The following is a 25,910-nucleotide window of genomic DNA, read 5'->3' on the forward strand; positions in this document are numbered from 1 at the left end:
TTCGCCATGAATCGACGACTGCACTTTTTTGTCACGTTCGCAACAGTCTTCCTCATCGCGAAAGCATCGGCTGACGGCCCGCCGTCCGTTGGAAACGGCGAAGATGTGCCGCTAATGGGCAAAGTTCGTCAAATCACTTTTGAAGGTCGCCGCGCGGGGGAAGGCTACTTCAGCCCTGACGCTTCCAAGATGGTGTTCCAAAGCGAACGTGATCCAGAAAACCCCTTCTATCAGATTTACTGGATGGATCTTGGAACGGGGGATATCGAAAGGGTTTCTCCCGGCATCGGAAAAACCACCTGCGCTTGGATCCATCCTGAGGGCAAACAAGTTCTGTTCGCCAGCACGCACGACGATCCGGAAGCCCAAGCGAAACAACAGGCCGAATTGGACTTTCGCGCGTCGGGGAAAAGCCGCCGATATTCTTGGGACTATGACCCCCATTTTGATCTGTACGTTTGGGATTCAACCAATGGACAGTACACACGTCTGACGCATGAACACGGCTACGACGCCGAAGCAAGCTTCAGCCCCGATGGCGATCAAATCGTTTTTGCCTCCAATCGATCCGCCTTCCAAAACGAATTAACTGAGACGCAGCAACAGCGTTTTGAAACCGACCCGTCGGTCATGATGGAACTGTACATCATGGACGCCGACGGAACGAATGTCCGACGGCTGACCGATGTTCCCGGCTATGACGGCGGGCCCTTCTTTTCGCCCGATGGTCAACGCATCTGCTGGCGACGGTTCGGTGAAGACGGCGCGACGGCCGAGATTTACACCATGCGGACCGACGGGACCGATGTGCAACGTCTTACAGATTTGGGCGTGATGAGCTGGGCACCGTTTTATCACCCCAGCGGTGACTACCTTGTTTTCACGACGAACAAACACGGCTTCGGCAACTTCGAGCTTTACTTGGTGCGTGCCGACGGCAACAGCGACCCCGTACGTGTCACGGATGCCGATGGATTTGATGGCCTTCCCGTCTTCTTGCCCGGCGGGGACCGCATCGCCTGGACGAACAATCGTGCGTCAGGCAATCAGTCTCAAATCTTCATGGCAAGCTGGAATGATGCGGAAGCAAGACGACGACTGGGGCTGGCGACGAACGACGATTCTGGTGATGACGCAGCCTTTGAATCCGACTTGGCAACCGCACGGCAAAACATCAGTGTCACATCCGGCGAATTTCAACCGGCCGATGCGGGACGTCACGTCGATTACCTGACGCGTCCGGAACTCGAAGGTCGTTTGACGGGGACCATCGGTGAAAAGAAAGCCACCGCCTACGTCGCAGCCTACCTTCAGCACTTGGGTTTCGAGCCGGCCGGTGAAGACGGAACGTTTTTCCAGTCCTTCGATTTCCCTGCCGGTTCCGAATTGACGGACGAAAATGTGATGTCCGCTCAACAGCAAGACGCGCTGCGTCTGGGCCAAGACTGGACGCCTCTCGGTTTTTCCGGCACCGGGTCTTTCGATGTGGGTGACGTTGTCTTCGCGGGCTACGGCATGACCGTTCCTGGCAGCGACGGTGTGGAGGAATACGACAGCTATGTCCATCTGGATGTGGATAACAAATGGGTCATGATCCTCCGTGACATGCCGCAAGACATCTCGGCGGATCGACGACAACAATTGGCGCGCTACAGCGCACCACAAAGAAAAGCGTCTGTGGCTCGAGACCGTGGTGCCAAAGGCGTGATCTTTGTCGCCGGACCAAACAGCAAGGTGAAACGCGACCTGATTCGCTTTGACACCAGTGCATCACAGGCCGGTGTCAGCATCGCCGTGACGAGCATCAGCAACCGGCTGGCCGCATCTTGGTTCGATCGCGCCGGTAAAGACTTGAAATCTGCTCAGACGGCACTGGACGACGGATCAATGCAGATGGGTTTCGCACTGGAAGGCGTCAAGGTCAGTGCCAAGATTGGCATCAAACGATCCACCGGAACGGGACGCAATGTCATTGCACGACTGGCGGCCGATTCCCCCGACCACGCCGACGCCCCCGTGGTTATCTTGGGAGCCCACATCGATCACCTCGGTCGTGGTGGTGCTGGAAACAGCTTGGCCACTGGCGATGATGAAGATCAGATTCACTACGGGGCCGATGACAATGCCAGCGGCGTTGCAGCCATCTTAGAAATCGCTCAGTACCTGGCCTCGCAAAAAAGAAGCGGCAAGTTGGACGCAAAACGTGACTTGTTGATTGCCGCTTGGAGCGGTGAAGAACTGGGGCTGTTCGGTTCCCAAGCCTTTGTTTCGGCTTATGCCGATCTGTACGGATCACCCGAAACGCATGATCCACACACGAACGATGCGCATGCACATGCCTCCCACGGCGAACATGCGGAATCGGATACCTCCACGACCGTGGACATCGCGCATGCCCACGGTGCCCATCCCGGCCAGGATTCGCTGCGTGAAAGCATCGCGGTCTACCTGAACTTGGATATGGTGGGGCGGCTGCGTGAAAGCTTGATCATTCAGGGCATCGGATCGTCCCCCGGTTTTGAATCTGAAGTCCAGCGGCGAAACATCCCGGTCGGCTTGACGTTGAAGCTGGATCGCACCAGCACGCGTCTGCCGACCGATGCATCCGCCTTTGTCACTCGAAGCGTTCCGATACTTTCGGGCTTTACCGGTGCCCACTCGGACTATCACACGCCGCGTGACGTGGCAAGCAAATTGAACTACGAGGGCCTATCGGATATCGCACAACTGTTCGGTTTGCTGACGCGTGGATTTTTGGTTGCCGATGCCGTACCCGAATTCCGCTTGGACGAAGGCGAACAAACGAAAGAGGTTCCAAGAGCACGTTTGACGGCCTATCTGGGCACCATCCCAGACTACGCGTCGGGCGACATCAAAGGAGTCAAGCTCAGTGGTGTTGGAACCGATGGACCGGCCGACAAAGCTGGTGTCCAAGGTGGCGATATCATCATCAAACTGGCTGGCCGCACGATCGAAAACCTGTACGACTATACCTACGCCATCGAAGCACTGAAGATTGGTGAGAATGTCGAAATGGTCGTTCAGCGAGGCGATGAGGAAATCACGTTACAGATCACCCCGGGGTCTCGCGACTGATGGCTTCCGCCGGCTTGCCACGCACCCGTGGCGCCGTGGCTGGCTAGCGACCACGCGGCGGCGCTTGGACAAGACCGGAAACAAAGTCGGTCGCATCGACGAACCCTTCGGCATCTAAGGTTGACTTGCCCAGGCCATGCTGGAAATCGGGCTCGATGATGTGCGACGGCAAATCCAGGCGTTCGATCATCCGATAGGTCGGCACCGTTTGGCGTTCGATCGCGTCTTTTAGCGTTTCATCCAAACTCACCTTAAAGTCATCCGGCACTCGTCCAACATCGACCACGCGATAGACGACTTTTCCGCCGACTTCCACTTCCACGACCGTGGCGTACGGGCGATACGGTAACTCCTGGTCTTTCAAAGGCCCCGAACGAAATCGATGCGTTCGCCGGTCGGTTCGATAGTTTGCGAAACGCACCACGCTGTCAGCGGTGTTCGACAACTTCCATCCCGCTTTGGCAATCGCCGCTTGCATCAATTCAGCGACCTTCGATCGATTCGTTGGCCCCGAAACGCTGATCTCCATACGTACCGAATCGCCGGGGCTCAGCACCTGGATGTCCGACCAGTCGACCGACGCCTTGGCTTTGACAACCGAAGCATGCGGAACGGCGTGACGAAAGACGATCAGGCCGCCTCGACCGCCGATCACGCCGCGAAACAAACCTGATTGAAACGCACGGTTGTCGTTTCCACGACCACCAAGGTCGTACTGCCAAACCTGTCGTCCAAGGTCGGCATCCACCAACCGAGTCCCACCGACCAACAAATGCAATGCGTCCGTCCAACTTGGGTCGCTGTAGAACGTGTCGATCGGCTCGGTCAAACTGAAGCTTCGATCGTTGCCCGCATCCGCCAAATCGTAGATGTCGATATCGCGTCCGCCGACCGCTGCCAGCTTCAATCCCGTTGGATGAAACGCCAAGTCAACTGGATCCGCATCATCGCGTTTGATCACGCCCAATTGATGCCCGGTCTTGGATTCAAACAACGCGATCTCGTCACGAATCTGGGCCGCGAAATATCGACCGCCGGGACTAAGCGCCGGTCGATGCCAGCCGCTAATCGGCAACCGCCAAACTTCGCGTCGTTCATTCCAGTCATAGACGCGGATGATGTCACCGACGCGAGCCAAAACAAGTTCCGCGTCGATGAACTCCACCTGGCGAATCCGCGGCTTGGATTCATTGGACCCAGGATCTGGAAACCAACGCAGCAATTCATTCAATTGCCCCAAATCATCCAACCGCAGCATCACCATTTGTCCGGTCGCCCCCCAACTGCCCACGTCGGCCCTGCCCACGACCAAGCCATGACTCGGGTTGGAGTTGAAGAAGTGAAGTGGTTCTTCCCATCGCGTGGTCGGATTCGCCCGATTGACCTCGTGATCAACCAAGACAGCCTGTGAGAACTTTGTTTTGTCCCACGTGCCCTGTTGGACTCGTAACAAAGACATCATCCCCTTTGGGTCCAGCAGGTAGGGAATGTTTCCATCGGCAAGCCCGGCGATGGCCGGCAACACCGTCAGACCAGCCTGTGGTGGCGACATCGAAACCGAGCGAGGGTCTGCGTCGGTCAATTCCGGGCGTGGCATCGGTTGGACCGTCAGCAACCGTCCAGGCTGTACGGAAACCGGCTCGTCCCCCGGTTTCCAGGCTGTCACTGTCGCTTCGGCCACGGGCCCTGGTGATTCACCTTCCATCACACCGCCGGCAAAAATGTCCGATGCCTCTCGGGCCTCCTGCCACTTGGCCACGTAGTCTTGGTCCGGTTGACTTAGCAGGCTCAGCGGTGGCCAAACAACGCGTCCGTCGGCCTTCCGCAACTTGACCCTTCCGTCCTTGATTTCTACCAGGACAGCTTTCGTCTCAAAGCGACCGGTTTGATCACGCCAGACTCGAATATCCGCCAAATCATCGGCGGAACAGATGCGAAGGCAGCCAAGACAAGCAAGGCAAACGACCAAGATCACGAATCGTAGTCGCCCCCCACCACACCGGGGCCAATGAATCCAACCAAGCATTCGCCAAAACCAATCAAACGAACCAATGGGAAACAGTTTGGCTCGTATTGTAGCTCGACCTTCCCGCAGGCGCATGCCGACATGCCCCCGTGCAGTCGCCCACCTGGACGTCTTACCGGTTATGTAAAAAGACACCCAGGTGAATCCGTTCGCGAAATCAGTTTCGCGACGCAACGCGTCGTTGGGGTCGCGTTCGAGATTTGGAAACCTCAAACGGCACGGCAGGGTAAAGCCCAATGTCTTGGCGTCTGATCTTTGGATTCGGGTTGGCTTCGGTCTTCGGTGGCATGATTTCACGGATGACGCGAAAGACCAAGTTGCCCGCATCCCCATCTGTCAAATCACAGGCCGTAGTATCGACTTCTAAACCCAGTTGGCCACGACCGGTATCAACCAGCGAAGCCGCGATACCCTCCGGTGCATCGACTGGTTCTAAAGTGATTTGGGATGGCTGCACATTTTTCTGATGCATGACCGCGGGAACAGTCACCTTGCCCTTGACCGCCAACGGAAGCGGTTGGCCCGGTGGCACCTGAACACGGAATGGGATCCAACCGGTACGTTTTCCGGTCATCACCAGACTCCATTGATCCAATGGAATCAAATGATGCCAAATGAACGCTTGCATTCGATCTTCGCAAGCGACCGCGACGGATTCGACGTTTGTTCGTCCGCGACCACGTCGTGCCGCAATCCCCTTCATGTGCAGCGAGACGGATTTGGCATCAGGCTTGGCTGGCATCGTCAACGTTGCCGTCACGCGGTCCGAGCCAGGCGGAATGATTCCGCCGTTCAAGACCAACCCCTCGGGCGGGTCCACCAATTGTAATTGAATCGGTTGATCAAACCCATCGGTTCGCATGACGTGCACGTCGATCGGAACCACTTGGCCTGGTCGCGCGGCAATGGTGCCGGGCGTCACTCGCAATTGGAAACTTGACTCGGGAGCTCGCAGGCACAACCGATAAGCATACTCAGGGCCCCCATTGCGCTGCGTGTCCATCAACCGCAGATAGTAGGGACCACCAGCGGGCAGCGAAACTTCCAAATGCGAATCGGCCTGGTGGGTCAAAAGCCCGTGTGAACGATCTTCGAAATCATCGGCAAACGCAAGCACATTTCCTTCGGCGTCCAGCACAGAAAGCACCGAATCCAACGGCGATCCCAATCGTCTGGCATACACCTCGGCGGTAATGCGGCCGCCCCCGGGCAATCGGTACATATCAACGTCCCCGGGCCGATCAATTCGACCGTTGATCGCCGTGCGCAGCTTGATGGGCTGTGCTTCATCAGGCGAATCGTTCGATTCAGCTTCGTCGACGTCCGGCCAAAGATCGACACGCAGCGGCAACGAAACCTTCGTTCCGTCGTTTTGCCGTACGGTGAATACTTGCGGACCGTCGATGTTTCGCCGTGATTTGGTTTTGATCGTCGCCGTTGTATTGGTCAGGTTCCACCCGCGCAGACGGACGGTGACGTCCGAATCAGCCGTGGCCCCCAGTGGAAAATAGTCGGTGACGAACGGTATCTCGCCCACCGTGACTCGATAAACAAAGTCTTCGCGTCCTCGGTACACCGAGTCTCGAATCGTCAGGGTATAAGTGTCATCACGACTAACACGATGCATCATCACCGGGTCTTGATGAAAGAAAAATGAATCGGAATACGCGACTTCGTTTCCATCAGAATCTCTTAGATCCATGACCGCCTGAAACCAGCCAGGCACGGCATCCGCTAAGTAGGGAATCACGTCGCGAACCGATGCCTTGATGACCAGATTCTGACCACGGCGGACGTCAAACGAAAACCGATCACGATCGCCGGGGAAAATCTGGCCGTTGATGTTCAGCGGCATCGACCGAGACAGGTATTCAGGATCGTCGTCATTGGGTTCGTGTTCGACCACTTCCGTATACCGATCGATGTGGAACCAGATCGGGTCGGAAACCAACGGATCTTTCGCCAGTCGCAATTGCCGTTTTCCGACGTCAGCATTGTCGGCCACGGTGACCTTCACACGAATCTGCTCGTCCAGTTGCTCATTCGGTTGCCGACGTGGATCACGACGACGTTGACGATACAGTTCCATCTGTTCCAACTGTTCGTCGGTGAAACCAGCTTCTTTGATCACCTCTTCTTCTGGCGGCTTGCCATTCAATCCTTTCGCTTCTCGCTGCTTGGTCAGTCGATCGCGAATGGTGTCCAAGGTCCGACGCAGACTATTGAACTGGCCATCGGTCAAAGGCTGATAGTAGCTGACGACCTCCACCGTGACGCCCTCACCGGTGATGGCAGCGGATTCAATCGACTTCAGGTACTGACCACCGACGACAACCTCGCAAGTCTGGCCTTGCTGGCACCCGGCCGGGAAAACGTAAGCCAAATGGGGTTTCTTGGGGACCGGCTGCGCCGTCGCCGATGGCATCCAGAGGGCGGCCAAAGCCAGTCCAAATCCACGAGGAATGCTATACAAGTTCATCAAGCCGGCCTCCCGAATCCAATCCTTCGTCTTGTCCCGGAGTGATGCGAACCGGGTACCCCAGGGGATGCGGCAGTGTTGCCTCTGGATCGATCCCCAGCAATTCATACATCGTTCCGATCAGATCTGTCGGATACACCGGACGATCGGCAACGGTTTCGCCCTTGGCATCAGACTGCCCTAGAACCTGGCCGCCCACAAATCCGCCTCCAGCAACCAGCGTGGAAAAAACGGCGCCGAAATGGTGCCGCCCGCCGTTCCACGGTGATTCCATCGCAACCTTGGGTGTCCTGCCGAACTCTCCGATGCACCACACAATGGTGCTATCCAACATGCCGCGTTGATCCAAGTCGCTGATCAGTGCGGACAAGCCGCGGTCCAGATCGGGAAGCTTTCGCCGCATCACACCGAAGTGGTCTTTATGGGTATCCCATCCACCGTCATTGATGGTGACAAACTTGGATCCATTCTCCACTAAACGTCGGGCGGCCAGACACGATTGACCGAATCGTGTGCGACCATAACGTTGTCGTATGTCATCCGATTCTTGGTTCAGATCAAACACCTTGCCCGTGTCACCAAGAATCATGTCATAGGCCTGATCGCGTGATTCGGCTGCCGACGCCAGCGTGGTTGAATGCTGAATTCGATCTGGCAACGAATTCAACTGGCTCAGCAATTCACGACGTTGCAATTGGCGATTTTCGTTCAAGTCCGGCGCAACGATACCTTCGACGGCGAATCGCTGTGCATTCGGATCACCGCCGGTTGCGAAAGGCTTGTATTTGATCCCCAGGAACCCCGCTTCGGAGAAACGACCCTGGGGACGGGTCAGCACGACGTAGGGAGGTATCAGGCTAGATGATCCGCCATCGGTCTTTTGATCGGTCATGGCGTTGACCACCGCACCCGCAGCCGGATGCACGATTCGCCCCGGCATGCGACCGGTTTGCGTTAGATAGGATGCTGTTTCATGACCGTTTTGGCCATGTGTCATGCTGCGGATCAGCGAATACTTGTCGGCAATCTTTGCCAGCTCGGGCAACGACTGTCCGATCTGAATCCCTGGCACGTTGGTTTCGCAAATGTCACTTAGCGGTCCCGTGTATTCGGAACCCAAATCCGGCTTTGGATCAAAGGTGTCCGTGTGGGACGGCCCACCCGCAAGCCAAACCTGTATGACCGCCTTGGCTTTGGCATTTTCCTGCAGCACACCACCGCTGGCAGCTGCCGCATAAAGCCTGGACGCCAACATGAATCCTGCAGAACTCAAAACCCCCGAATGCAACATCTGCCGACGTGTCAGCCCCATATCCAAACCGTAGCGATGATCATATCGATTCATGGCAAGTCTTTCATTTCATTTTCGATCGGTTGTTTTCTGTCCCAACGACTTCACAGTTCTGGCGTCCAGTGGATTCCACATACTTAGTGTCGAAATAGAAATTCATCACAGTTAACCAATGCCCAGATCAAATCACGGCCACTGGTGGGGGAACTGCACAAGGGTTCCCCAAGCATGACCTCATCGTTGCTGGGGCGTCGCGACAGCACTGTCATGTAAATCTGATTCAAACGCTGCGGCGCGGGCGTTTTTCCTTTGTACAACTTTGCTGCCGCAGGCCCTTTCTTCAATTTGTCACGGATGTGATTCGAATTCAGCAGGTGCAAAGTCTGCGCGGCCGTTAAGCGATTATTTCGCTCCGACGCCATCCCCGTGTCACGTGCGGGCCTTCCGAACATCTCCAGAAAGCTGCTAGAGATGCTGCCATCCGGCAGGCTGATGGCCCGTTGATCAGTGGGCAGAAACGTATACGGTTCCGGAATGATACTCATGTAGGTTTCGGTAGTTCCGGTGATTTGACAGATGGCATCAATCAAAACCTCGGCATCCATTCGACGCGGAATGTAACAAGCGAACCAATGTTCGGCCTGCTGGCTATCGCCTTTGGGAATACAAGATTGCCCGTAAGTCGAACTGTTCAAAATCAAGCGATACAAATGCTTGATGTCATACCCAGAATCGATCAATTCTTTGGCAAGCCAATCCAGCAACTCGGGATGGCTGGGTGGATGATCGGAAGCGAAGTGATCCACCGGTTCCACGATCCCACGTCCCATCAGGTGTGCCCAAAGTCGATTCGCGATCCCTTTTGCAAATGCGGAGTTTCGTGGATCCGTTAGCCAGTCTGCGAACACCGACCGCGGATCGACATCGGGCGGAATCGTCACCGATTTTCCATCCGGGAAGATCGCCTTCAGATCCTGCGGCGGCTCACCATCGGCTTGATGCAGATCGAAATAAACAATTTCCTCTTTCCATTCACCCGTCGGTTTGTATCCGACCTTGGAGAAGAACTGAATGAATCCTTCTCGCTTTGCCTGCGGCCATTCATCAAGGCGTTCACATAAGAACGTTAACGCGACCACCGTGGCGATGTCGCCGGGTTCATTCCCCTGCAGTGCGCGATAGAAATTGGCCGGCGGTGACCGAAAATTGCTGCCCGATGCGACCAACAACTCTTTCGCGAAGCGGTCCATCGGCTGGTTGGTTTCGATCGAACGATGAATCCAATGGTGGTAAGCCTGTGCCGCATTGGGCCACAGGTTGATGGGAAACTCTGCCTTCACTCGTAAGCGATCACACCAACGCATCGTCGCGTAGTCCACATATTCAGGACGTCGCAAGACCGCATCGACAAGCTTGGAACGTTTCTCGGGATCGGGATCGCTCAGAAATGTACGAACCTCAGACAAAGTCGGCAGAGTGCCCAACACATCCAAATAGACTCGCCGCAGATACGTCGCGTCGTCGCACCGGTTTGCCGGTTGAATCCCTTGCTGTTGCAAAGACGCGAGAATCATTCGGTCGATCGGATTAACGATTTCAAACCGTGCTGCCGGCCCGGCATTCTTGGATTCGACGCCGGCAACTTTGGCCTCGTTCTTCTCCGACGTGTTGCCATCAAACAACGTCTTCGGCAAGGATCGTCCCAATGACTTCTGGTTGCTTCGATCGACTTTGCCACCGCCCTTGGTGACTTCGCTTAGAAACCCAGCGGGCACCATCGCGTTTCCAACCGGCCCCCCTGGATTCGGACCGTTGAATTGATCTTCCGGGTTCACTGGTGCCGCCACATCAAGCGGACTTCGCTGCAGCCAGACAACCAGCAACACTAGAGCCAACGAAAACGCGATCGTCGAATACATCCAATGACTGACAGCGCGAGCCCATCGTCCGGGCCGACGCTTACGTCTTGGTTTCGTTCGAATTTGAAACGGGCTGATGTCGGTCGACACGATCGATTCGGTACTCATGACATTCCCATTGCCTTTTCAATTCAGGGGCAACCACGCAAAGCGTCAAACGATGATGTTTGCATGAAAGCCTGCGTTGGATTCAGTGTTGGCCAGGATCGGGCTGGCGTTTGGTGAAGGCCACGCCTTCGATTTCCACCAACAGTTCAGGACGACACACATCGGCAATCGCATAGATGGCCGGAACATTGCCAAATCGCCGCCGACAAACCGCTTCACACACGGGTTGGTCTTCGGGGTTCTTGACGTACACACGCAGCTTGGCGATATCCGCAAGCTGTGGATGAACGCCTTCGAAACCATGCCGTTTCAAGTTGTCCGGACTGATCAGACGCTGGATGTTGTCGATGGTCTGTTCGGTCTGTTTTTCAGCGTCACCAAGATGAACGCTTTCCGCTTCCAGGATGCTGGCCGTTCCCGAAACCCATGTCGTGACGTAATCATCAATCGACATCGCCATGGCCCGGGCAAACTTGGGGCTCTTCAACGAAAAGCGTTGGTCATAATCGAATGCCGATGTCTGACTGGGGTTTTCCAACGGACGAATCACGATGTCATCGCGATCGGTCTGCAAACCCAACGCAGAAACGGTCAACCCGCCACCGGTCATTCCGATTCCCGTGCTAGCGGGATAGATGACTTGGCCGGCTTCACCAATTTTCATGAAACCGGCGGCGTTCTGCTGATCGAAGAAGTCAGTTCTTGCGCGATTGAGTTCGCGATACCGTTCGGTGCCGGATTCCAATTCCACGATCTGGTCCTGATACAACCAAACCCGCGGCACATCGGCCATGGTGGCACCAATGCGATCCAGACGTCCGGCAAGATCAGCAAAGACAAACTCGGCTTCGGCGTAGGCCGATTCGTGGAAGTGTTCCGGAGCGACGATTCCGCCTACGTGAATCCACCGCATGTCGTTGTACTGGACCGTGACGATGTCGGTCGTTGGAAAATCGACTTCGACGTTCTTGCCACCCAGCGCCCACGCTTCGATCGCCAGTGCCTGGCCGCCCGCCGGAGGCTGGACGATGAAGGTCGTCGCGGGCATGGTGTCCATGAAATAGGATTCCAACAGCCGACGAATGGCCGGTATCAAGTCGGCCGATTTGACGAATATCGTTTGCATCGAAACCGTCATCGCGACCGGTTGTTGCAGCATGATCGCGCGGATCGTCGACACCGCCTCCCATGCTTGATCGATCGGTGTTCCCACACATTGCGGTGTCACCATCAAGGCGATTCGACGAACGTCCTGTAGATCAATGACCGTGTGTTGCTGCCGACTTAACAAACATGGCGGTGTCGTTGCTTCGACTGATTCGCGACTGGTTTCAGGTCGAGACACGCAACCCATCGTGCAATCACCCAGCACCTGCCGACTGGGCATCAAACGATCACACGTGATCGATGCATTCGCGCCAGTCCATTGGTTGTTGAACGCCGAGTTCTGGATCGCGCCGGCGGGGCGGCCATTGGTTTGAATTCGTTTCATCGGACTGATTCCGTCAAGGGACACACTGGGCGGGAGGAAGGTGTGTGGTTCGTGGTCCCGGTGAGACTGTTAGGCGAAACACGACGCCACTGCGATCGCATTGCGTCTTGTTCCAACCGCATTCGAACTCAACTTCGACCGTAGTTACAACGCCAAGACGCGACAATGGTCACCACAATGCAACTGCAGGGGCTTTTTGCCGCACCCGAATTCCGTGGTCTCCCAAACGTTTCCACCAAGTCCGTTTTGAATCGTCCCTGGGCCTGCTCGAACAACGAACGACTGACGCAGGCCAATCGCTACGGCCCATGCCTGTGGTAGCGATCCTTCGTTTTGTGCGGATTGATCGACGACGGATTGGCGGGCGGCCGTGCAGTTCAGCTGCAAGTCCATCGTCACTCGAAAGTCTGACCTAAGTTTCGTCGGTGAACGCGCACCCACCGCGGCACCCACGAAACAACTTAGGCCGGATTTTTCTGTTCACTTTGCCATCGGTGTCGGGGGCGACGCGTGTCGGGACCACGAACACAAATCAAGACACAACGTCACCGGTTCGTGCCGAGATTAGAACGTTTGGAATCGCGACTGCCCCGTGCAGGCGATGTCGGCTGGGATTCCGAAATTGAATCGACCGATGCGTCGGTCGACGTCCCTCAAGTCCCCGTTGAATTGGCAGTCACCGGAACCAGTGATGGTGGCGGACTTGCCGAATCGATCCGGATTGATTCCAGATCCACGCAGCCACCGCTGAGGTCGCCGGAAACAACCATCACCGGCTTGGGGCAAATCGAAGTATCCGACGTCGCGGTGATTACCTTTGACGATGGGACACTGCTCACGGTCTTCGTCGACGGTTCGGTGAACGGCCCCTGGTATTTGCGGGCTCGGCAAACGCTGGCCGACGGCAAGCCCGGCGGCGACGTCATGACGCTGGTCGAATTGGACGTCACTGACACCTCCACCACCTACATTCATCTCAACGGTGCCTCTATACGGCAATCATCCCAGGGCGCTGGCACGTTCGTTGTGACATGGGCCACTGACACCGAACTGTTTTCACAACACTTCACACGCGACGGCCTGGCCACACGCGCCGCCGAACGCTTGTATCAATCGACGGACACGTGGGGTGGAATCGAAGCACAGATTATTGCTGGCGCAGACCAGTACGTGACCGCTTGGTTGGACCATGCATCGTCCACCGTGTATCGGCAACTTCTTTCTGTCGATGGCCAACCGATCGGCAGCGCCGAGATGATCGGCCAAGGTGACGCGAATGCCTTTCTGGGTGACTTGCAACTACTGACACATCCGTCTGCGGATCATGTGGTCGCGTGGAATTCTTATCCCGACTGGACCAGTACCGGCGCCATCACATCGCAACCGACGTTGCCCACACGGTCGGCTTTCATTGCCTGGACCGATCGCGCAGACGAAACCATTGAACTTTCCATCCCTGATTTTGTCCCCGAGGGACCGACCTCAATCCTTGGCGATGGATCTTGGGTGCTTCCGGGTGAAGCATTCATCGGCGATACATCGTGGCCTGCCATCGGTCGACTGGATGCGAAAGGAAACGTACTGCCGTGGATCTTGGTCGACGGTTTCCAAGATTCTTTTGACGGTCGACCCGAAGTCGTCCCCTTTGCAAAAGACGGTTTTGTGATCGCCTACTTCCGCGGTGAAACCACGACCAGTGGCTTCTACGCCCAAATTTATCGTGGTGATGGAACCACGGTGGGCGAAGAAATCCGTTTGGACGAATCCGGATTGCATCCCTACCACCACGGGCGCATTGACGCTCTGTCCCCCAATCACTTTGCATTCCACTGGGCGGGATGGAATCTGGACGGAACCGCACCGACCATCATGTCCCGACAGATTCGCTTGTCGGAAACACAGTGGCATCTCGACCTGGATGACACTTACGAATCTCAGGTGCAAAACCTTGTCCTGAACGGATTACCAGACGCAGTGATCGTCGACGGTGCGATGCGACAGTCCGGCGATGCGTGGATCATCCAACGTGACCAGTTTGAATCCGTGTCCATCTACGGCTTGCAGGAATCATCAGACTGGTCGGGACGGATGCAACTGATCGCGATGTCGGAAGAATCTGCTCAAGAAAGCATCGACATCATGATCGGAACCGATGATGACGACATGCTGCAGGCGGATTCGACGTCACAGTTGGTGGATGCTGTTTTTGCCGGTGACGGATGGGATCGCTGGACGATCGCCCGAGACCATGCGGAGTTCACCGCCGATTGGATCGAGGTCGACCGAGTCTTTCAATTGACCGACACCGCTTCCGGAAACATGGTAACGGTTCACGATGTGGAAGAGATTCAATTCGATAGCGGAACCTGGCTTCCGGTCGATCTAATTTCGGTTTCCGGCAACGAGATGACCGACAATGACGATCCGCTGATTGATTCTGTATCTGCGTCAGAAAGCCCCACCGAAGAAGTCGATCAATCCGCTCCACCGATTTCGCCATCGCCGACGATGACGTCCGCACCGGCGGTGCCCACAGACGCTTCGCCGGGAAATATGACGCCCGACTTGTCGGCATCCCCCGCCTTCGAACCAGCACTGACGCCTTTCGGCGGCCTTGAGCCAACGGAACTTCACGAGACCGAGGGAAATCGATCTGAAAATCGCAACGATGCGGACGATACGTCGCAAGAAAAGTCACTTTGGCGGGGTCCGGGCGGGCCGAAGAAATCTGTCGCTCCGTTGGCCTCCCCGTTTCCATCGCTCGGTCAGGAACGAGAATCAACCCAGCATGACCGTCTGAACCATCGACGTCCTTCGAACCAAACCGATGGAGTCCGGCCACGCATTGTTTCCGACCCCGCGGTGGCGATACCCAACGGCCCCGCGGTTTCGCATCAATCCGGTCAATCGGCTGCACAGGCGGAGGGTGAACAAACCTTGTCAATCGCAATCGGTCTGCTGGCTGAAACGTCGAATGCTGGCACCCAGCCAAACAGTCCGGCAGTCTTTCTTGATCGCTCGTTCGACGCGAAGCCGCGCTTCGACAGCCAACAAGTCTTCGCGCAATTGGATCAACAACAATCCAAGCGGGAATTGGCGGCGGCCAACGTCGAAATGGTTGTCGGTGCTGCCGTCGTCGTGGCCACGGGCTTCTCAATCGCCGAATTGGCTTGGCTGCTGCGTGGAAGCGTCCTGCTGACCAAACTGATGTCTTCTGTGCCGATTTGGGTCGGCTTTGATCCGCTTCCCATGTTGACCACGGTCGCCGTCCCCTCGGACTTGATGGCCGACCAAGAATCCTTGGCCGATATCGCCCGAACCTTTCACGCCGATCATCCGCTTTGATAATGGGCCGCTAATCCGATGCAACATTTTGGAACAACCACCAGAATCGCCTTTGCGATGGCGATGTGGACCGCGACGGTCCTTTTGATGCTGCGGATGTGCGGTGTTATCGGCGACCGAACCGCAGAAACCATACGACAACGTTCCGAAATGTCGGAGATGGTGGCGGTGACATGTTCGCAGTTTGCCAGCCGAGACCAGACCGATGCGATCGCGGTCACGCTAGCGGCGTTGGTCCAGCGTGATTCGGACGTTTTGTCGGCCGCCTGTGTTGCCGACAATGGCGAAGTGATTGCAGAAACCGAGGGCCATCCAAAACGTTGGTTGGCCGACAGTGATAATGAATCCGGCGCGACGCAGATCAAAGTTCCCGTCTATCAAGGCGACGGGCACTTTGCCGATGTGCAGGTCACGTTTCGGCCCCTGGTCGCCCAAGGTTGGCTGGGCTTCTTTGGTTTGCGGTCGGTTCAGGTGACGCTGCTTGCAACGCTGGGGAATCTGCTGGGCTTCCTGCTTCTACTGCGTCGATGTTTTCGGCATTTGGATCCATCGCGGGCGGTCCCCGAACGAGTCCGCACGGCACTGGACACGATGGCCGAAGGAATTGTCGTTGCGGATATGGATGGTCGCATCCGCATGGCCAATCAACCGTTTGCCGAATTTTGCGACTCGGTGGTCAACGAGCTTATCGGGAAAGACATCGATGATCTTCCTTGGGTCATCAAAGACGACGCCAAGTTCACCCAATTGTTGGATGCCATGGCATCGGGAGGCCGCCAAAGTGCCGACTTGTTGCGGCTTTCGCCCAACGATTCGGAAGAACGCATCTTGCAGCCCAACGCCAGTCGTATCATCGAAGGCGAACAGTGTCATGGTTACATGATCTCGCTGGCCGATGTCACCAGTCTGGAACAGAAGAATCAGCAACTGGAATACTTGGCGACTCGTGATCCGATGACCGGCTGTTTGAATCGGCGATCCTTTTTTGAACAGATGGAAACGCACTGGTCCGGTGCCGCGCGACATGGCCATTCGATCGGATGCATGATGGTCGACGTTGATCACTTCAAATCGATCAACGACAACTTTGGGCATGCCGTGGGTGACGAAGTCTTGGTTGCGGTTTCATCCGCGTTGCTGGAAATGGCACGCGGTTCGGATTTGGTCTGCCGATACGGCGGTGAAGAATTTTGTGTCGCGATGCCTTTCGAGACGATCGAAGGAGCAAAGATGGCCGCACAGCGTTATCGCGAAGCCATCGAATCGCTGGCATTCGACCAGTTGTCGGTGACCGCAAGCCTGGGAGTGTCCAGCAATGCATTGGGAGCTGATTCGGTGGAAACGATGCTGGATCAAGCCGACCAGGCGCTCTACCACTCCAAACGCTCGGGCCGCAATCGTGTGACCACCTTCGCCGAACTTCCCGAAGAAACGGAATTGCCGGCGGGTGAAAACGACAACCACCACCAGGAGGCACCAGGGACGGCGGAGGCAATCTCGGGCGAGAATCAAGTCGACCCCGTGGATGCCGAATCGAGCTTGCTTGAGTCCGTTCAGATGCTTGTCCGCGACCTACAGGCGGAAGGCCAATCCCAGGTGCCGCTGCAACGCTTGCAGGGTGTTTTGGCAGACCGCCCCCCCGCGTCAAACCAAGTGGACACGTCCGTTGCCCAGTCGGGCGTTCACTGATCGCAAGACCACCAACGGCCGTGGGAAGCACCACGGGCGGACAAAAATCCGGGAGCCCATCACGCCCCCCAGCAGCATTTTGTAGCCAAGAGCGCTACAATCGCTACGAACCACGGATGGATCACCGACGATAACAATTTGGATGATCGTCGATCCGGTGGTCAGCAGTCTCGAGCCTTTGGTCCGCCAATTGCGTTCGATACTGGTTTGAATTGCATTTGCTGCCATGTTGGCCGCTTCCAGCCCTGAGCCGTTCTGCAAGGAACTTGAAAACCGATGCTTCTGTATTTCCTATTCGTTTTGCCGCCGTTTCTTTTGGGTCTGTACGCCCAGTGGCGAGTCAAGTCGAACTTCAGCAGCATGAGCGAAGTTCCGGCGCGAATGAGCGGTGCCGAAGCGGCACGTCGCATGCTGGATTCCGGCGGACTGCAAGGCGTGCCGATCGAAATGGTGCCCGGTCACCTGAGCGATCATTACGATCCTCGCGGAAAAGTGGTCCGGCTGTCGGCGGATGTCTACAACGGACGCAACATGGCAGCCCTTGGCGTCGCCTGCCACGAGGCGGGGCACGCGTTTCAAGACGCCCGACAGTACGCACCATTGGTGATCCGCAATCTGGCGGTTCCCGCGGCCAGCTTCGGCAGTGGCGCCGGGGTCTGGATGCTGATCGGCGGCATCTGGTTGGGATCGCAACCACTGGCGTGGATCGGCGTCGCCCTGTTTTCGGCCGTGGTCTTTTTCCAGCTGATTAATCTGCCGGTCGAATTCGATGCCAGTGCGCGAGCGAAGCAACAGTTGGTCGACCAGCGTTTGATCGCTGAAGCAGAGTTACCGTACGTGTCGAAGGTGCTGAACGCCGCGGCACTGACCTATGTGGCGGCGACCCTGCAATCGGTCATGACACTGGCGTATTACTTGTTCATTCTTTTGAACCGTCGCGACTAGTATCCCGCCATCGGCGTCAATCCGTCGATGCCTGCTGAAGACGTTCGGCGATCGGCTTCAATTGACGTTCAAAGCGTTTCCATTTGCCAATCGATGTTCCGTACATCGGTTGGCGCACCTGAAATTTGCTCGGCGTGTGCACCGATCGGCCATTTTCATGAAATCGTAAACAAGCGTCTTGGAAAGGGATTTCAAGTTCGGTGAACACACGCCGAATCTGATTTTCGCTGTCCGAAACCAGTTTCTCGTAGTCGACTTCGACGAATCGGTTGGGAATGACCCGACGCCAATGGTCCATCATCCGGCAATACTGGACGTAGTAATCGGCCAAGGTTTCTGGATCGCAAAATGGCGGCGTTAGATTTTGGCACATCGATGAAGCCAGAATGTCCATCGGATCTCGCCGACAGTGGATGATGCGTGCGTTTGGAAAACAGATGGCGACCAGACCGAGATGCATGAAATTGGTCGGCATTTTGTCGGTCACATAATGACCATCGATTTGGTGACCCGACAGTTGTTCCAAGTAGTCGTTCTGAAGCTGCTTGAAGTCCTTCGCCTGGGCATAGGGCAACCCGTTGTGATACTTGACCGCACGAACCGGGCCGCGGAACGAGCCCGTTGACTGCATTCGCTGGTGCCAAGCTCGAAACATTCGGCAACGCAGTCTTTCCAGATCTTTCAATTCGCCCGCGCCATCGATCAGCGAATGGCAGCTGAGGATTTGCTCGGTCAGGGTGGTCCCGGATCTTGGCATCCCGACGATAAAGATCGGCTGCTGAGAAAGGTGTCCGATCCCAGCAAAACGTTGCAACGTATCCGCATCAAACGCCGCGATGGCATCATCAACGATGCCGGCCATACGTCCTGATTCATCGGGACGCATCCGACGCATTTTGATCCGGTTGGCTTGTCGATAAGCGTCCCAAGCCTGATCAAAATCACCGCAGTCATCGCAAACTTTCGCGATGGTAAACAGCCACTGGGTTTGTTCCGCCGGCTGTTCTGCTTTTGCCAAACGCCGACGCAGCTCGGCTAGATAGCGAATCGATTGATCGTTTGGTTTGAATTTTCGAATTCGAGAATACCGAAAGTGTGCCAACGCCGACGAATCGGCTTGCTGCACCAGCCGATCAAACTGGCTTCGTGCTTCGTCGATGTTGCCTTGATCAACGTCCAAGGTTGCCAAACGCGTCGCCGCCGGTCGAAAATCCGGGTTAAGTGCCAATGCTGATTCGAATGCTTGACGTGCGGCGGCGAAGTTCTCTCGCCTCAATTCACCAGTTCCGATCCGTGCCCACAACTCGGCGGTGGGACGTGACTGAACAGCAGTCCGCAGATGCCGCAGTGCCTTCTTCGACAATTCTGTTGCAGCATTGATCCGACGCAAACGGCGAAGCCATGCCGCACGTCGCAGCAGCAACGCCGCAAACGTCTCGTTCAATGCGGCGGAACGTGGATGCCGCGCCAGGGCGGGACGCAACGTCGAAATGGCCGCCGAAACCTGCCGCCGCCCGACATACAGCCGCGCCAGATCGATGGCGGCATCGCCGTGTTCGGGATCCAGTAGTAGGCCCCGTTCGAAGTATGCAATCGCACGATCGGCATTCCCCTGATCGCGGTAGATCCGCGCCAGCATCAACCAGCCCATTGCTTGGTTGGGTTGGCAATCGACGGAGCGAATCAGCATCGTTTCGGCCGTCGCCAGATCACCATCGGCCAACGATGCCAATGCAGCGATCAACAACGAATGATCGTCGTGGTGCAGCGATCCCGGAGATGAATGCAACAGTTCCGTTGCACGTCGTCCGTATCCTTGCCTCAACAGATCAACGGCACAAACGTTCAAGGCGGTTGTGCATTCGGCATCTCTTCGGAGCCTCCGACACGCATGCTGGTGGACGGCTGTCGCTGTCAACGCAGCCGCCGAAGCGTCACCATCGTTAACTTGCAAGGTGCGATACCTGGCAACCACCTGCTGCGAGAGTTGTTGGATCAACTGATCGAGCCCCACAGCCTGATACTGTGGCAAGGTTGCTGCAAACCCACCACGACGATCACGCCCAGCAGACGCTCCCACATCCGATCCATTCATCACGTTCATATGGCCGACCTTCAATTGGACGAATAATAGTCGTCGTACCCGAACGGATCGTAATAGTAGTAGTAATAGTCGTAATCGTAGTCGTAGTCGTCGTAATAGTAGTAGGGATCGTAATCCGAATCGCCTTCGTCCGGATCCGATCCGTTTCCGGGATCTTGATCATCAGACAAGCCGTGCACGAACAATGACGCATCCACCGCTTGCACCGGAGCATCGCCACGTGACACCGCCGCAAATCGCAGGATATAGTCACCGGAATCCAACATCGCGTGAACGGAACGTGAACCGCCCGCGGTCGCTCCGACAACCAAAACAACTTCTTTGGTGAAGGCGTCGTACACGGTCAGTCGAACGCCGGCATCGTCAGATGCCGCCGTTGCCGACAAATCGAAGCGATACATCTTCGACTCACGCAAGTTCCAACGGACGAATTCATCTTCGCCCGGTTGGATGGTCCGCGAGAACATCTGGTGTGCGTCGGTAAACGCCGGTGTGAATTCGGCCGACGCGACATAGTTGCCGACATCCACGGCAGAACTGGGATCCACCGAAATCCGCAGAAAGTACTCGGCCCCCGGTGTGGGCTGGTCGACATCTAAGGTCCAAGTTCCGTCCGCCGCCAAGCGTCCGGACGCACCGACGGTGGCACCGCTGGCATCCAAAATTTGAATCTTCAAGTCGGCCGCTGCATCGCCACCGATCGGCGACAGGTAAACACGCATCGCGCCGCTGACGGTGGCCGGTGCGGCCACTTTCCAGATATCGACGTCGGCGGAACCACTGTCATTGGTACCGCCGACCGACGAAAGGACTTCCTGGCGATGACTTTGGATCCCGCCAGGCATCACGGGCAAGGGCAGGGCGTCGGCGATCACATCGGTCGCACCGACTTCGTCATCGACCAGGTCAAAGTTTTGCCACAGGTGCTCGGCCAAACTGTCGTAGGCGGGTATCACCAAGTCCGATGCTTGGACCGTATCGGATCGGTAGTCGATGACCAAGTCATAGTCACCGGCGCTGTAGACATCGCCGTTGGCTCCCGTCACGCGAATGTAGGCCAGTTGTTGGGCGGAAAGTCCGCCAAGGGTCAACGACACATCGTTGTCGAAAACAGAATCGGCTTCGGCCGAAGCCAGAACGCCCCCGGTCAAGTTCAGCAGTTCAATCTTGCCTTGAAGCAAGCTGATTTCGCGAGCCTGAAGCGTCACCGTCACGTCGCCAGACAACGACAGGGGAACGTACCGATACACGTCGACGTCCGCCGCGTCTTTCAAGCTTCCTCGCACTCGGATGGTCTGGCCCGCAGGATCAAAACCGGCAGGATTCGCGATCAGGCTTGCCGTCAATAACGATCCGTTGTCAACGGATTCATAGTCGTCGGACCGCTGGCCATACAATGCTTGGATGTCGGCGATGTCTTGGGCCGTCAGAATTCCTTTGGGGACGGTGTAGTTTTGGAACATGACCGACGACGTCAGGTCATTATCCTCGATGCCCAGGGCATTGCCCGCTTCGTGCAAGAAAACGCTGAACAGATCAAACTGTTGGGGCGATTCCGGCGGCGCGGGATCCGGCGATGCACCGCCGGCCCAATCGTGATAGACGAAGTTCGTAGCGGAATTAAGCAACAAATCACCCGACAGCGTCCCCGCCATCACTTGAAAGGGCAACGTGTTGGCCAGGGCGCCGGACTGTGGAATCGATCCGATTCGAAACTCACCGAACCGCGGATCATTTTGCAGCAGTCCTGGCGTTCCGAAATCGGCGCCCGCGTCGTTCGTCAGTGCGACGTTGATATCGGCGACGTATGACCAGGTTTGAAAAGCACGCAGCGCCAACTCCTGCCACTCTTGGCGGTCGGCCAGAGCGTCAAGTTGCGAATGAATTTCGTTACCTTGCCCGTGAATATCCGAACCATCGTGGGCAAAACTGATGGACAGGCTGGATGGATCAGGCCACGGCGTTCCAAACGCGGCAAGCATTCGACGCGATTCCAACAACTGTGATTGAATCTGGCGTCGTCGATTAGGGGCGGGCAAGGGTGGTTCCTTTCATTCCGCGATTGCGGTGTGGACAAAAAACGAAAACGGTTGTGTGTGCCTAGTCGGTGATATCCCAATCATTCTGTTCGTCTTGCCCCTGATTCCGATTGCTGTATCGAGTCCGACGTACCAATTCGGCCGTCCGCCCCACGGCCGCAAAGCCAGGAAAAAGTCGCAGGGCGTCCAAGTCGGAATCTGTGCGAAGCAAGTCCACGCCATAGCCGGAGTGAATTGCACTGGCCAGTAGCGACACGCCTCGCTGATAACGTGCGTTGTCACCGACCAGGGAACAGATACACGCGGCCTGGTACAGCGTTCGCCCACTGTTGGGCCGCTGCAGGGCGGCATCCATCATCTGCAGCGCCGACTCGGTTTCTTGCGAGCGTGCCAACAAGACGCCGGTATCGACCATCGCACGTTCATCGCTGGGGTTCAGCCGGCGGACTTCGTCCAAAGATGCGATGGCGGCATCCAAATCCCCCAGCTTTGTATGGACCGCTGCCAACTGGTAATGCACCTCCGGTGAAGTCGCGCGCAACTGCTTGGCCTCCAGCAAATCCGCCAACTTGCCTTCCAGATCGTCGTCTTGGCGATATTTGGCTCGATTCAGGTACTCCGCAAAACTCTCCGGCGTCCCCTCGATTGCCTTGGCGTAGTCGGCTTTGGACGCCTCGATGTTTCCAAGTTGACGTTGAACTTGGCTTCGCAGGATCGTCAGCGACAAATTCTCGGGACGATGCTGAAGTCCTGTATTGAGTGTCTGCAAAGCCTTTTCGGGCTGGCCCAAAGCCATCAGACACTGCGCGTGTGACCAGCGCGCCGATACAAACGCCGGATCCAGCTGCAACGCACGGCGATAGTCCGATTCGGCTTTGGCAAATCTTTTCAGACTTTGTTGGCATCGGCCACGCAAGTACCACAAACGCGGTGACTCTGGTGACCGCTCGATGGATTGCGTGAACGACAGCAATGCGTCTTTGTATTGGCGTTGCCCTCGCTGGGCCCGCGCAAGCATGGTCCAGCGCAACGACGATGCGATGGCCTGTTTGTCCGCAAGCATCGTCAGTAATTCGGATGCCTCACTGTAGTGTCGGTCCTTTAAGTCTCGCACTGCCTCCAAGTACGCTTCGTCGTCGCTGACGTACGCCAGCTTTTCCGGCGGGACGGAATCGTTGTTAACGTCGGAATCATCATGGCCCGTGAATCGCTGCAGGTCTTGCTGTAAAAAGCGGTACGCGCGCGAATCATCTGGATCACCGCCGGCCGACCGAATGGCTTCTCGAAATGCATCGACCAGCGACTGCAATTGGGCAACCTCGGCCTCGGCGGCGTTGCCGGTGCCATGGACATCGTCCAACCGTTCCACCGCATTGATCGCCGCATGCCCGAGATGCCGGAACAGCACTTGAGCTCGTTGAATCTGACTCTCCCGCGTGGTTGCCGCTTGGATCCATCGCGCGGGTTCTCCGGGTGCCAATAAGCCACGGTCGGTCAGCGGACGCACCAGATCGCTGAAGTAGCTCGGATCGGTCCGTTGTGGGTCCACGATTTGTCTGGCCAGCAAGCGATCAGACAAATCTTGAAACTGAACCAACTGCGACTGTGCCTCAAGAGCCAACGATTGGTTTCGCCACCGAACGGCCAAGGGAACCAACATCAACGCCGCCAGCGCGGCCAAGGTCGCAACCGAGCCGCCCGAAACGGCCCTGGGATGCCGGCGAAACCATTTGTGACAGCGTCCACGCAAGGGTTCACTTGCGAACTGCAGTGGACGATCCGATGCTTGGGATCGCAGGTCGGTCAGCAACTGTTCGCTGTCGCTGTAGCGATCAGCCGGATCAAACGCCAAGCATTTTTCAATGATGCAACGCAGCCCCAGCGGGACCTTGGTCGACGGATCCCAGACCACCGGACCGCGGCGATGCTGCACGCCGACTTCCAAATCGATCGCGGCGGCCGACTCCGGCGGCTTGAACGGCAAACGCCCACACAGAAACTCGTACATCATCACGCCGACCGACCACAAATCGGCACGAGGATCCGCGGCCAGATCGCAACCCATCATCCGCCGATAGGTTTCCGGTGACATGTAGGGCAGGGTACCACCGGCAATCGCAGAGCCATGATTTTGAAACGACTGGGAAAGGTTGAAGTCCAGCAACGCCGGTTCGCCGTCGTTTCGGATCAACACATTGGCGGGCTTCAGATCGCTGTGCAAAATCCCGCGGGCATGCGAGTGAACGAGTGCTTCGACAATCTTGGAAAACAGCCACAATGTTAAGTCCGCTCGCCCCATCGGCTGCAGCCGAGTTAGCGGTGACTGGTCGGCGATCGGCAGGTCGGCCACCGTGGGATCGGCGGCCCAATCCAGGGGCGTCATGAACGAATCGTTCACATACGGCTGTGGCGTGACCGTCGCGGTCGAAGGAGACCCGATCGCATCGAATCGCTGAATCGTTTCGTCACTGCGATTGCACAGCGTCGCGATCAACGACTGGCCATCTCGATCCTCCGGCGTGTCCGACTGCGTCAAGAACTTTTGCAGCGTCAAGCTTCCCGCATAGGGCATGCACAACACGGTACAGTCATCGAAACGGTGGACCGAAAAGATGGGAACAATGTTCGTGTGCTGCAGCGTTGCCAGCCGCTGAGATTCGTTCCGTTCGTCGCGAACGATCTTCAGCACCACGAAGCGACCGGCAAGGTGTTTTTCCGTCGCCAAATAGACTTCGCTGAACGCCCCACGCCCCAAACGTGCATCGATCTCGTATCCGATCTGCCGCAGGTTCCGCCGAAGATCGTCCGAAGGTCCCGTCGTCGATGCCGCGGCATCGACGGTGCTTTTTCGACGGGACGGATTGTCATCATCGATGCGACCGTCGGTTTGCTCCTGATACCTTGTCGGATCATCCGGCATCCCGGCAACGCTGCGAGAACGCCGATCTTCGAAATGAATCTGCGACACGAACTCCTGGTGTCGCCAAAGTCGGGGAAACGCAGACCGATAGTCGGCCAAATCCAATGGATTTCCCGCACCGTAGCGACGTTCGATATCGACACGGATCAGTTCGGTCGCGGCGGCCAGATCATCGTCAAGTGAGTGACATTTCAGCACGTCGGCGATTCGATCAATCGAATCGTTCGTCCAATCCGTTTCGAAAGCTGCGACGGCATCCTCGAGCCTGTCGGTATCTTTCGCTTCGATCATCATGTCGGCTGAATCCGTATCGTGAATCAAAAATCCGTCATTGATTGGTTTGTGATCGCGGGGGCGCACGGACCGCTGAAAACCATGGCCGGATCATCGGTATTGGCCATCGCGTTGCGTGCTTGCCCGCGGCACAACCAGCCCCGAGCAATCGTCGGTTGAAATC

The 25,910-nt window shown here is 56.6% G+C and carries 14 protein-coding genes; 6 read left to right on the forward strand and 8 right to left on the reverse strand.

Going from position 1 to position 25,910, the window contains the following annotated elements:
• The first annotated feature begins 6 nt into the window (after nucleotides 1-6).
• Nucleotides 7-3,096, forward strand: a complete 3,090-nt coding sequence (locus Mal65_RS19570; RefSeq protein WP_145301440.1) for a M28 family peptidase — start codon at nucleotides 7-9, stop codon at nucleotides 3,094-3,096.
• A 43-nt stretch (nucleotides 3,097-3,139) separates the two neighbouring features.
• Here Mal65_RS19570 and Mal65_RS19575 read toward each other — a convergent pair whose 3' ends face one another.
• The 5 genes from Mal65_RS19575 to Mal65_RS19590 form a co-directional block, all read right to left on the reverse strand.
• Entirely contained in the window at nucleotides 3,140-5,197 is a 2,058-nt protein-coding gene (locus Mal65_RS19575; RefSeq protein ID WP_315852824.1) for an SHD1 domain-containing protein, read from the reverse strand.
• Between the two features lie 82 nt (nucleotides 5,198-5,279).
• The gene (locus Mal65_RS26645; protein ID WP_165701394.1) at nucleotides 5,280-7,601 is read right to left on the reverse strand and encodes a peptidase; all 2,322 of its coding nucleotides are present in this window, start codon (nucleotides 7,599-7,601) and stop codon (nucleotides 5,280-5,282) included.
• Nucleotides 7,588-8,946 (reverse strand): DUF1501 domain-containing protein, encoded by a 1,359-nt coding sequence (locus Mal65_RS19580; RefSeq protein WP_145301446.1) that lies wholly within the window; start codon nucleotides 8,944-8,946, stop codon nucleotides 7,588-7,590. The genes Mal65_RS26645 and Mal65_RS19580 overlap by 14 nt, the downstream gene beginning before the upstream one ends.
• Before the next feature lie 83 nt (nucleotides 8,947-9,029).
• Complete coding sequence (locus tag Mal65_RS19585) at nucleotides 9,030-10,919, reverse strand: DUF1553 domain-containing protein (RefSeq protein WP_145301449.1); 1,890 nt, start codon at nucleotides 10,917-10,919, stop codon at nucleotides 9,030-9,032.
• Nucleotides 10,920-11,001: 82 nt separating this feature from the next.
• Entirely contained in the window at nucleotides 11,002-12,411 is a 1,410-nt protein-coding gene (locus tag Mal65_RS19590; RefSeq protein WP_145301452.1) for a chorismate transformation FkbO/Hyg5 family protein, read from the reverse strand.
• Between the two features lie 555 nt (nucleotides 12,412-12,966).
• Here Mal65_RS19590 and Mal65_RS19595 point away from each other — a divergent pair.
• The 3 genes from Mal65_RS19595 (at nucleotide 12,967) to Mal65_RS19605 (ending at nucleotide 18,390) form a co-directional block, all read left to right on the forward strand.
• Nucleotides 12,967-15,756 carry a hypothetical protein gene (locus tag Mal65_RS19595; protein WP_145301456.1) on the forward strand — a complete coding sequence of 930 codons (2,790 nt, stop codon included), beginning with the start codon at nucleotides 12,967-12,969 and terminating at the stop codon, nucleotides 15,754-15,756.
• Between the two features lie 57 nt (nucleotides 15,757-15,813).
• The gene (locus tag Mal65_RS19600; protein ID WP_165701395.1) at nucleotides 15,814-17,445 is read left to right on the forward strand and encodes a sensor domain-containing diguanylate cyclase; all 1,632 of its coding nucleotides are present in this window, start codon (nucleotides 15,814-15,816) and stop codon (nucleotides 17,443-17,445) included.
• A 276-nt stretch (nucleotides 17,446-17,721) separates the two neighbouring features.
• On the forward strand, nucleotides 17,722-18,390 hold the full coding sequence (locus Mal65_RS19605; RefSeq protein WP_145301462.1) for a zinc metallopeptidase: 669 nt from the start codon (nucleotides 17,722-17,724) through the stop codon (nucleotides 18,388-18,390).
• Nucleotides 18,391-18,406: 16 nt separating this feature from the next.
• Here Mal65_RS19605 and Mal65_RS19610 read toward each other — a convergent pair whose 3' ends face one another.
• The gene (locus Mal65_RS19610) at nucleotides 18,407-20,179 is read right to left on the reverse strand and encodes a tetratricopeptide repeat-containing sulfotransferase family protein (protein ID WP_165701396.1); all 1,773 of its coding nucleotides are present in this window, start codon (nucleotides 20,177-20,179) and stop codon (nucleotides 18,407-18,409) included.
• Here Mal65_RS19610 and Mal65_RS26650 point away from each other — a divergent pair.
• The gene (locus Mal65_RS26650; protein WP_165701397.1) at nucleotides 20,174-20,521 is read left to right on the forward strand and encodes a hypothetical protein; all 348 of its coding nucleotides are present in this window, start codon (nucleotides 20,174-20,176) and stop codon (nucleotides 20,519-20,521) included. The genes Mal65_RS19610 and Mal65_RS26650 overlap by 6 nt on opposite strands.
• On the opposite strand, the gene Mal65_RS19615 is transcribed toward Mal65_RS26650, so the two are convergent.
• Together Mal65_RS19615 and Mal65_RS19620 are read right to left on the reverse strand one after the other, a co-directional pair.
• Complete coding sequence (locus tag Mal65_RS19615; RefSeq protein WP_145301468.1) at nucleotides 20,506-22,533, reverse strand: matrixin family metalloprotease; 2,028 nt, start codon at nucleotides 22,531-22,533, stop codon at nucleotides 20,506-20,508. The two genes, Mal65_RS26650 and Mal65_RS19615, sit on opposite strands and share 16 nt — an antisense overlap.
• A 61-nt stretch (nucleotides 22,534-22,594) precedes the next feature.
• Nucleotides 22,595-25,747: a serine/threonine-protein kinase gene (locus Mal65_RS19620; protein WP_145301471.1), complete on the reverse strand. Its 3,153-nt coding sequence runs from the start codon at nucleotides 25,745-25,747 to the stop codon at nucleotides 22,595-22,597.
• 18 nt (nucleotides 25,748-25,765) lie between these two features.
• On the opposite strand from Mal65_RS19620, the gene Mal65_RS26655 reads away from it, so the two are divergent.
• A complete protein-coding gene (locus Mal65_RS26655; protein WP_165701398.1) occupies nucleotides 25,766-25,906 on the forward strand; it encodes a hypothetical protein in 141 nt (46 codons plus the stop codon).
• The last annotated feature ends 4 nt before the right edge of the window (nucleotides 25,907-25,910 follow it).

This window comes from Crateriforma conspicua (genome assembly GCF_007752935.1).
GTDB lineage: Bacteria > Planctomycetota > Planctomycetia > Pirellulales > Pirellulaceae > Crateriforma > Crateriforma conspicua.

Bases quoted from the DNA above. Each gene is read 5' to 3' on its own strand.
- Mal65_RS19580 (WP_145301446.1), bottom strand. From the start codon at position 8,946: ATGAATCGATATGATCATCGCTACGGTTTGGATATGGGGCTGACACGT.
- Mal65_RS19570 (WP_145301440.1), top strand. From the start codon at position 7: ATGAATCGACGACTGCACTTTTTTGTCACGTTCGCAACAGTCTTCCTC.
- Mal65_RS19600 (WP_165701395.1), top strand. From the start codon at position 15,814: ATGGCGATGTGGACCGCGACGGTCCTTTTGATGCTGCGGATGTGCGGT.
- Mal65_RS26650 (WP_165701397.1), top strand. From the start codon at position 20,174: ATGCAACAGTTCCGTTGCACGTCGTCCGTATCCTTGCCTCAACAGATC.
- Mal65_RS19590 (WP_145301452.1), bottom strand. From the start codon at position 12,411: ATGAAACGAATTCAAACCAATGGCCGCCCCGCCGGCGCGATCCAGAAC.
- Mal65_RS19575 (WP_315852824.1), bottom strand. From the start codon at position 5,197: ATGCGCCTGCGGGAAGGTCGAGCTACAATACGAGCCAAACTGTTTCCC.
- Mal65_RS26645 (WP_165701394.1), bottom strand. From the start codon at position 7,601: ATGAACTTGTATAGCATTCCTCGTGGATTTGGACTGGCTTTGGCCGCC.
- Mal65_RS19620 (WP_145301471.1), bottom strand. From the start codon at position 25,747: ATGATGATCGAAGCGAAAGATACCGACAGGCTCGAGGATGCCGTCGCA.
- Mal65_RS19585 (WP_145301449.1), bottom strand. From the start codon at position 10,919: ATGAGTACCGAATCGATCGTGTCGACCGACATCAGCCCGTTTCAAATT.
- Mal65_RS19605 (WP_145301462.1), top strand. From the start codon at position 17,722: ATGCTTCTGTATTTCCTATTCGTTTTGCCGCCGTTTCTTTTGGGTCTG.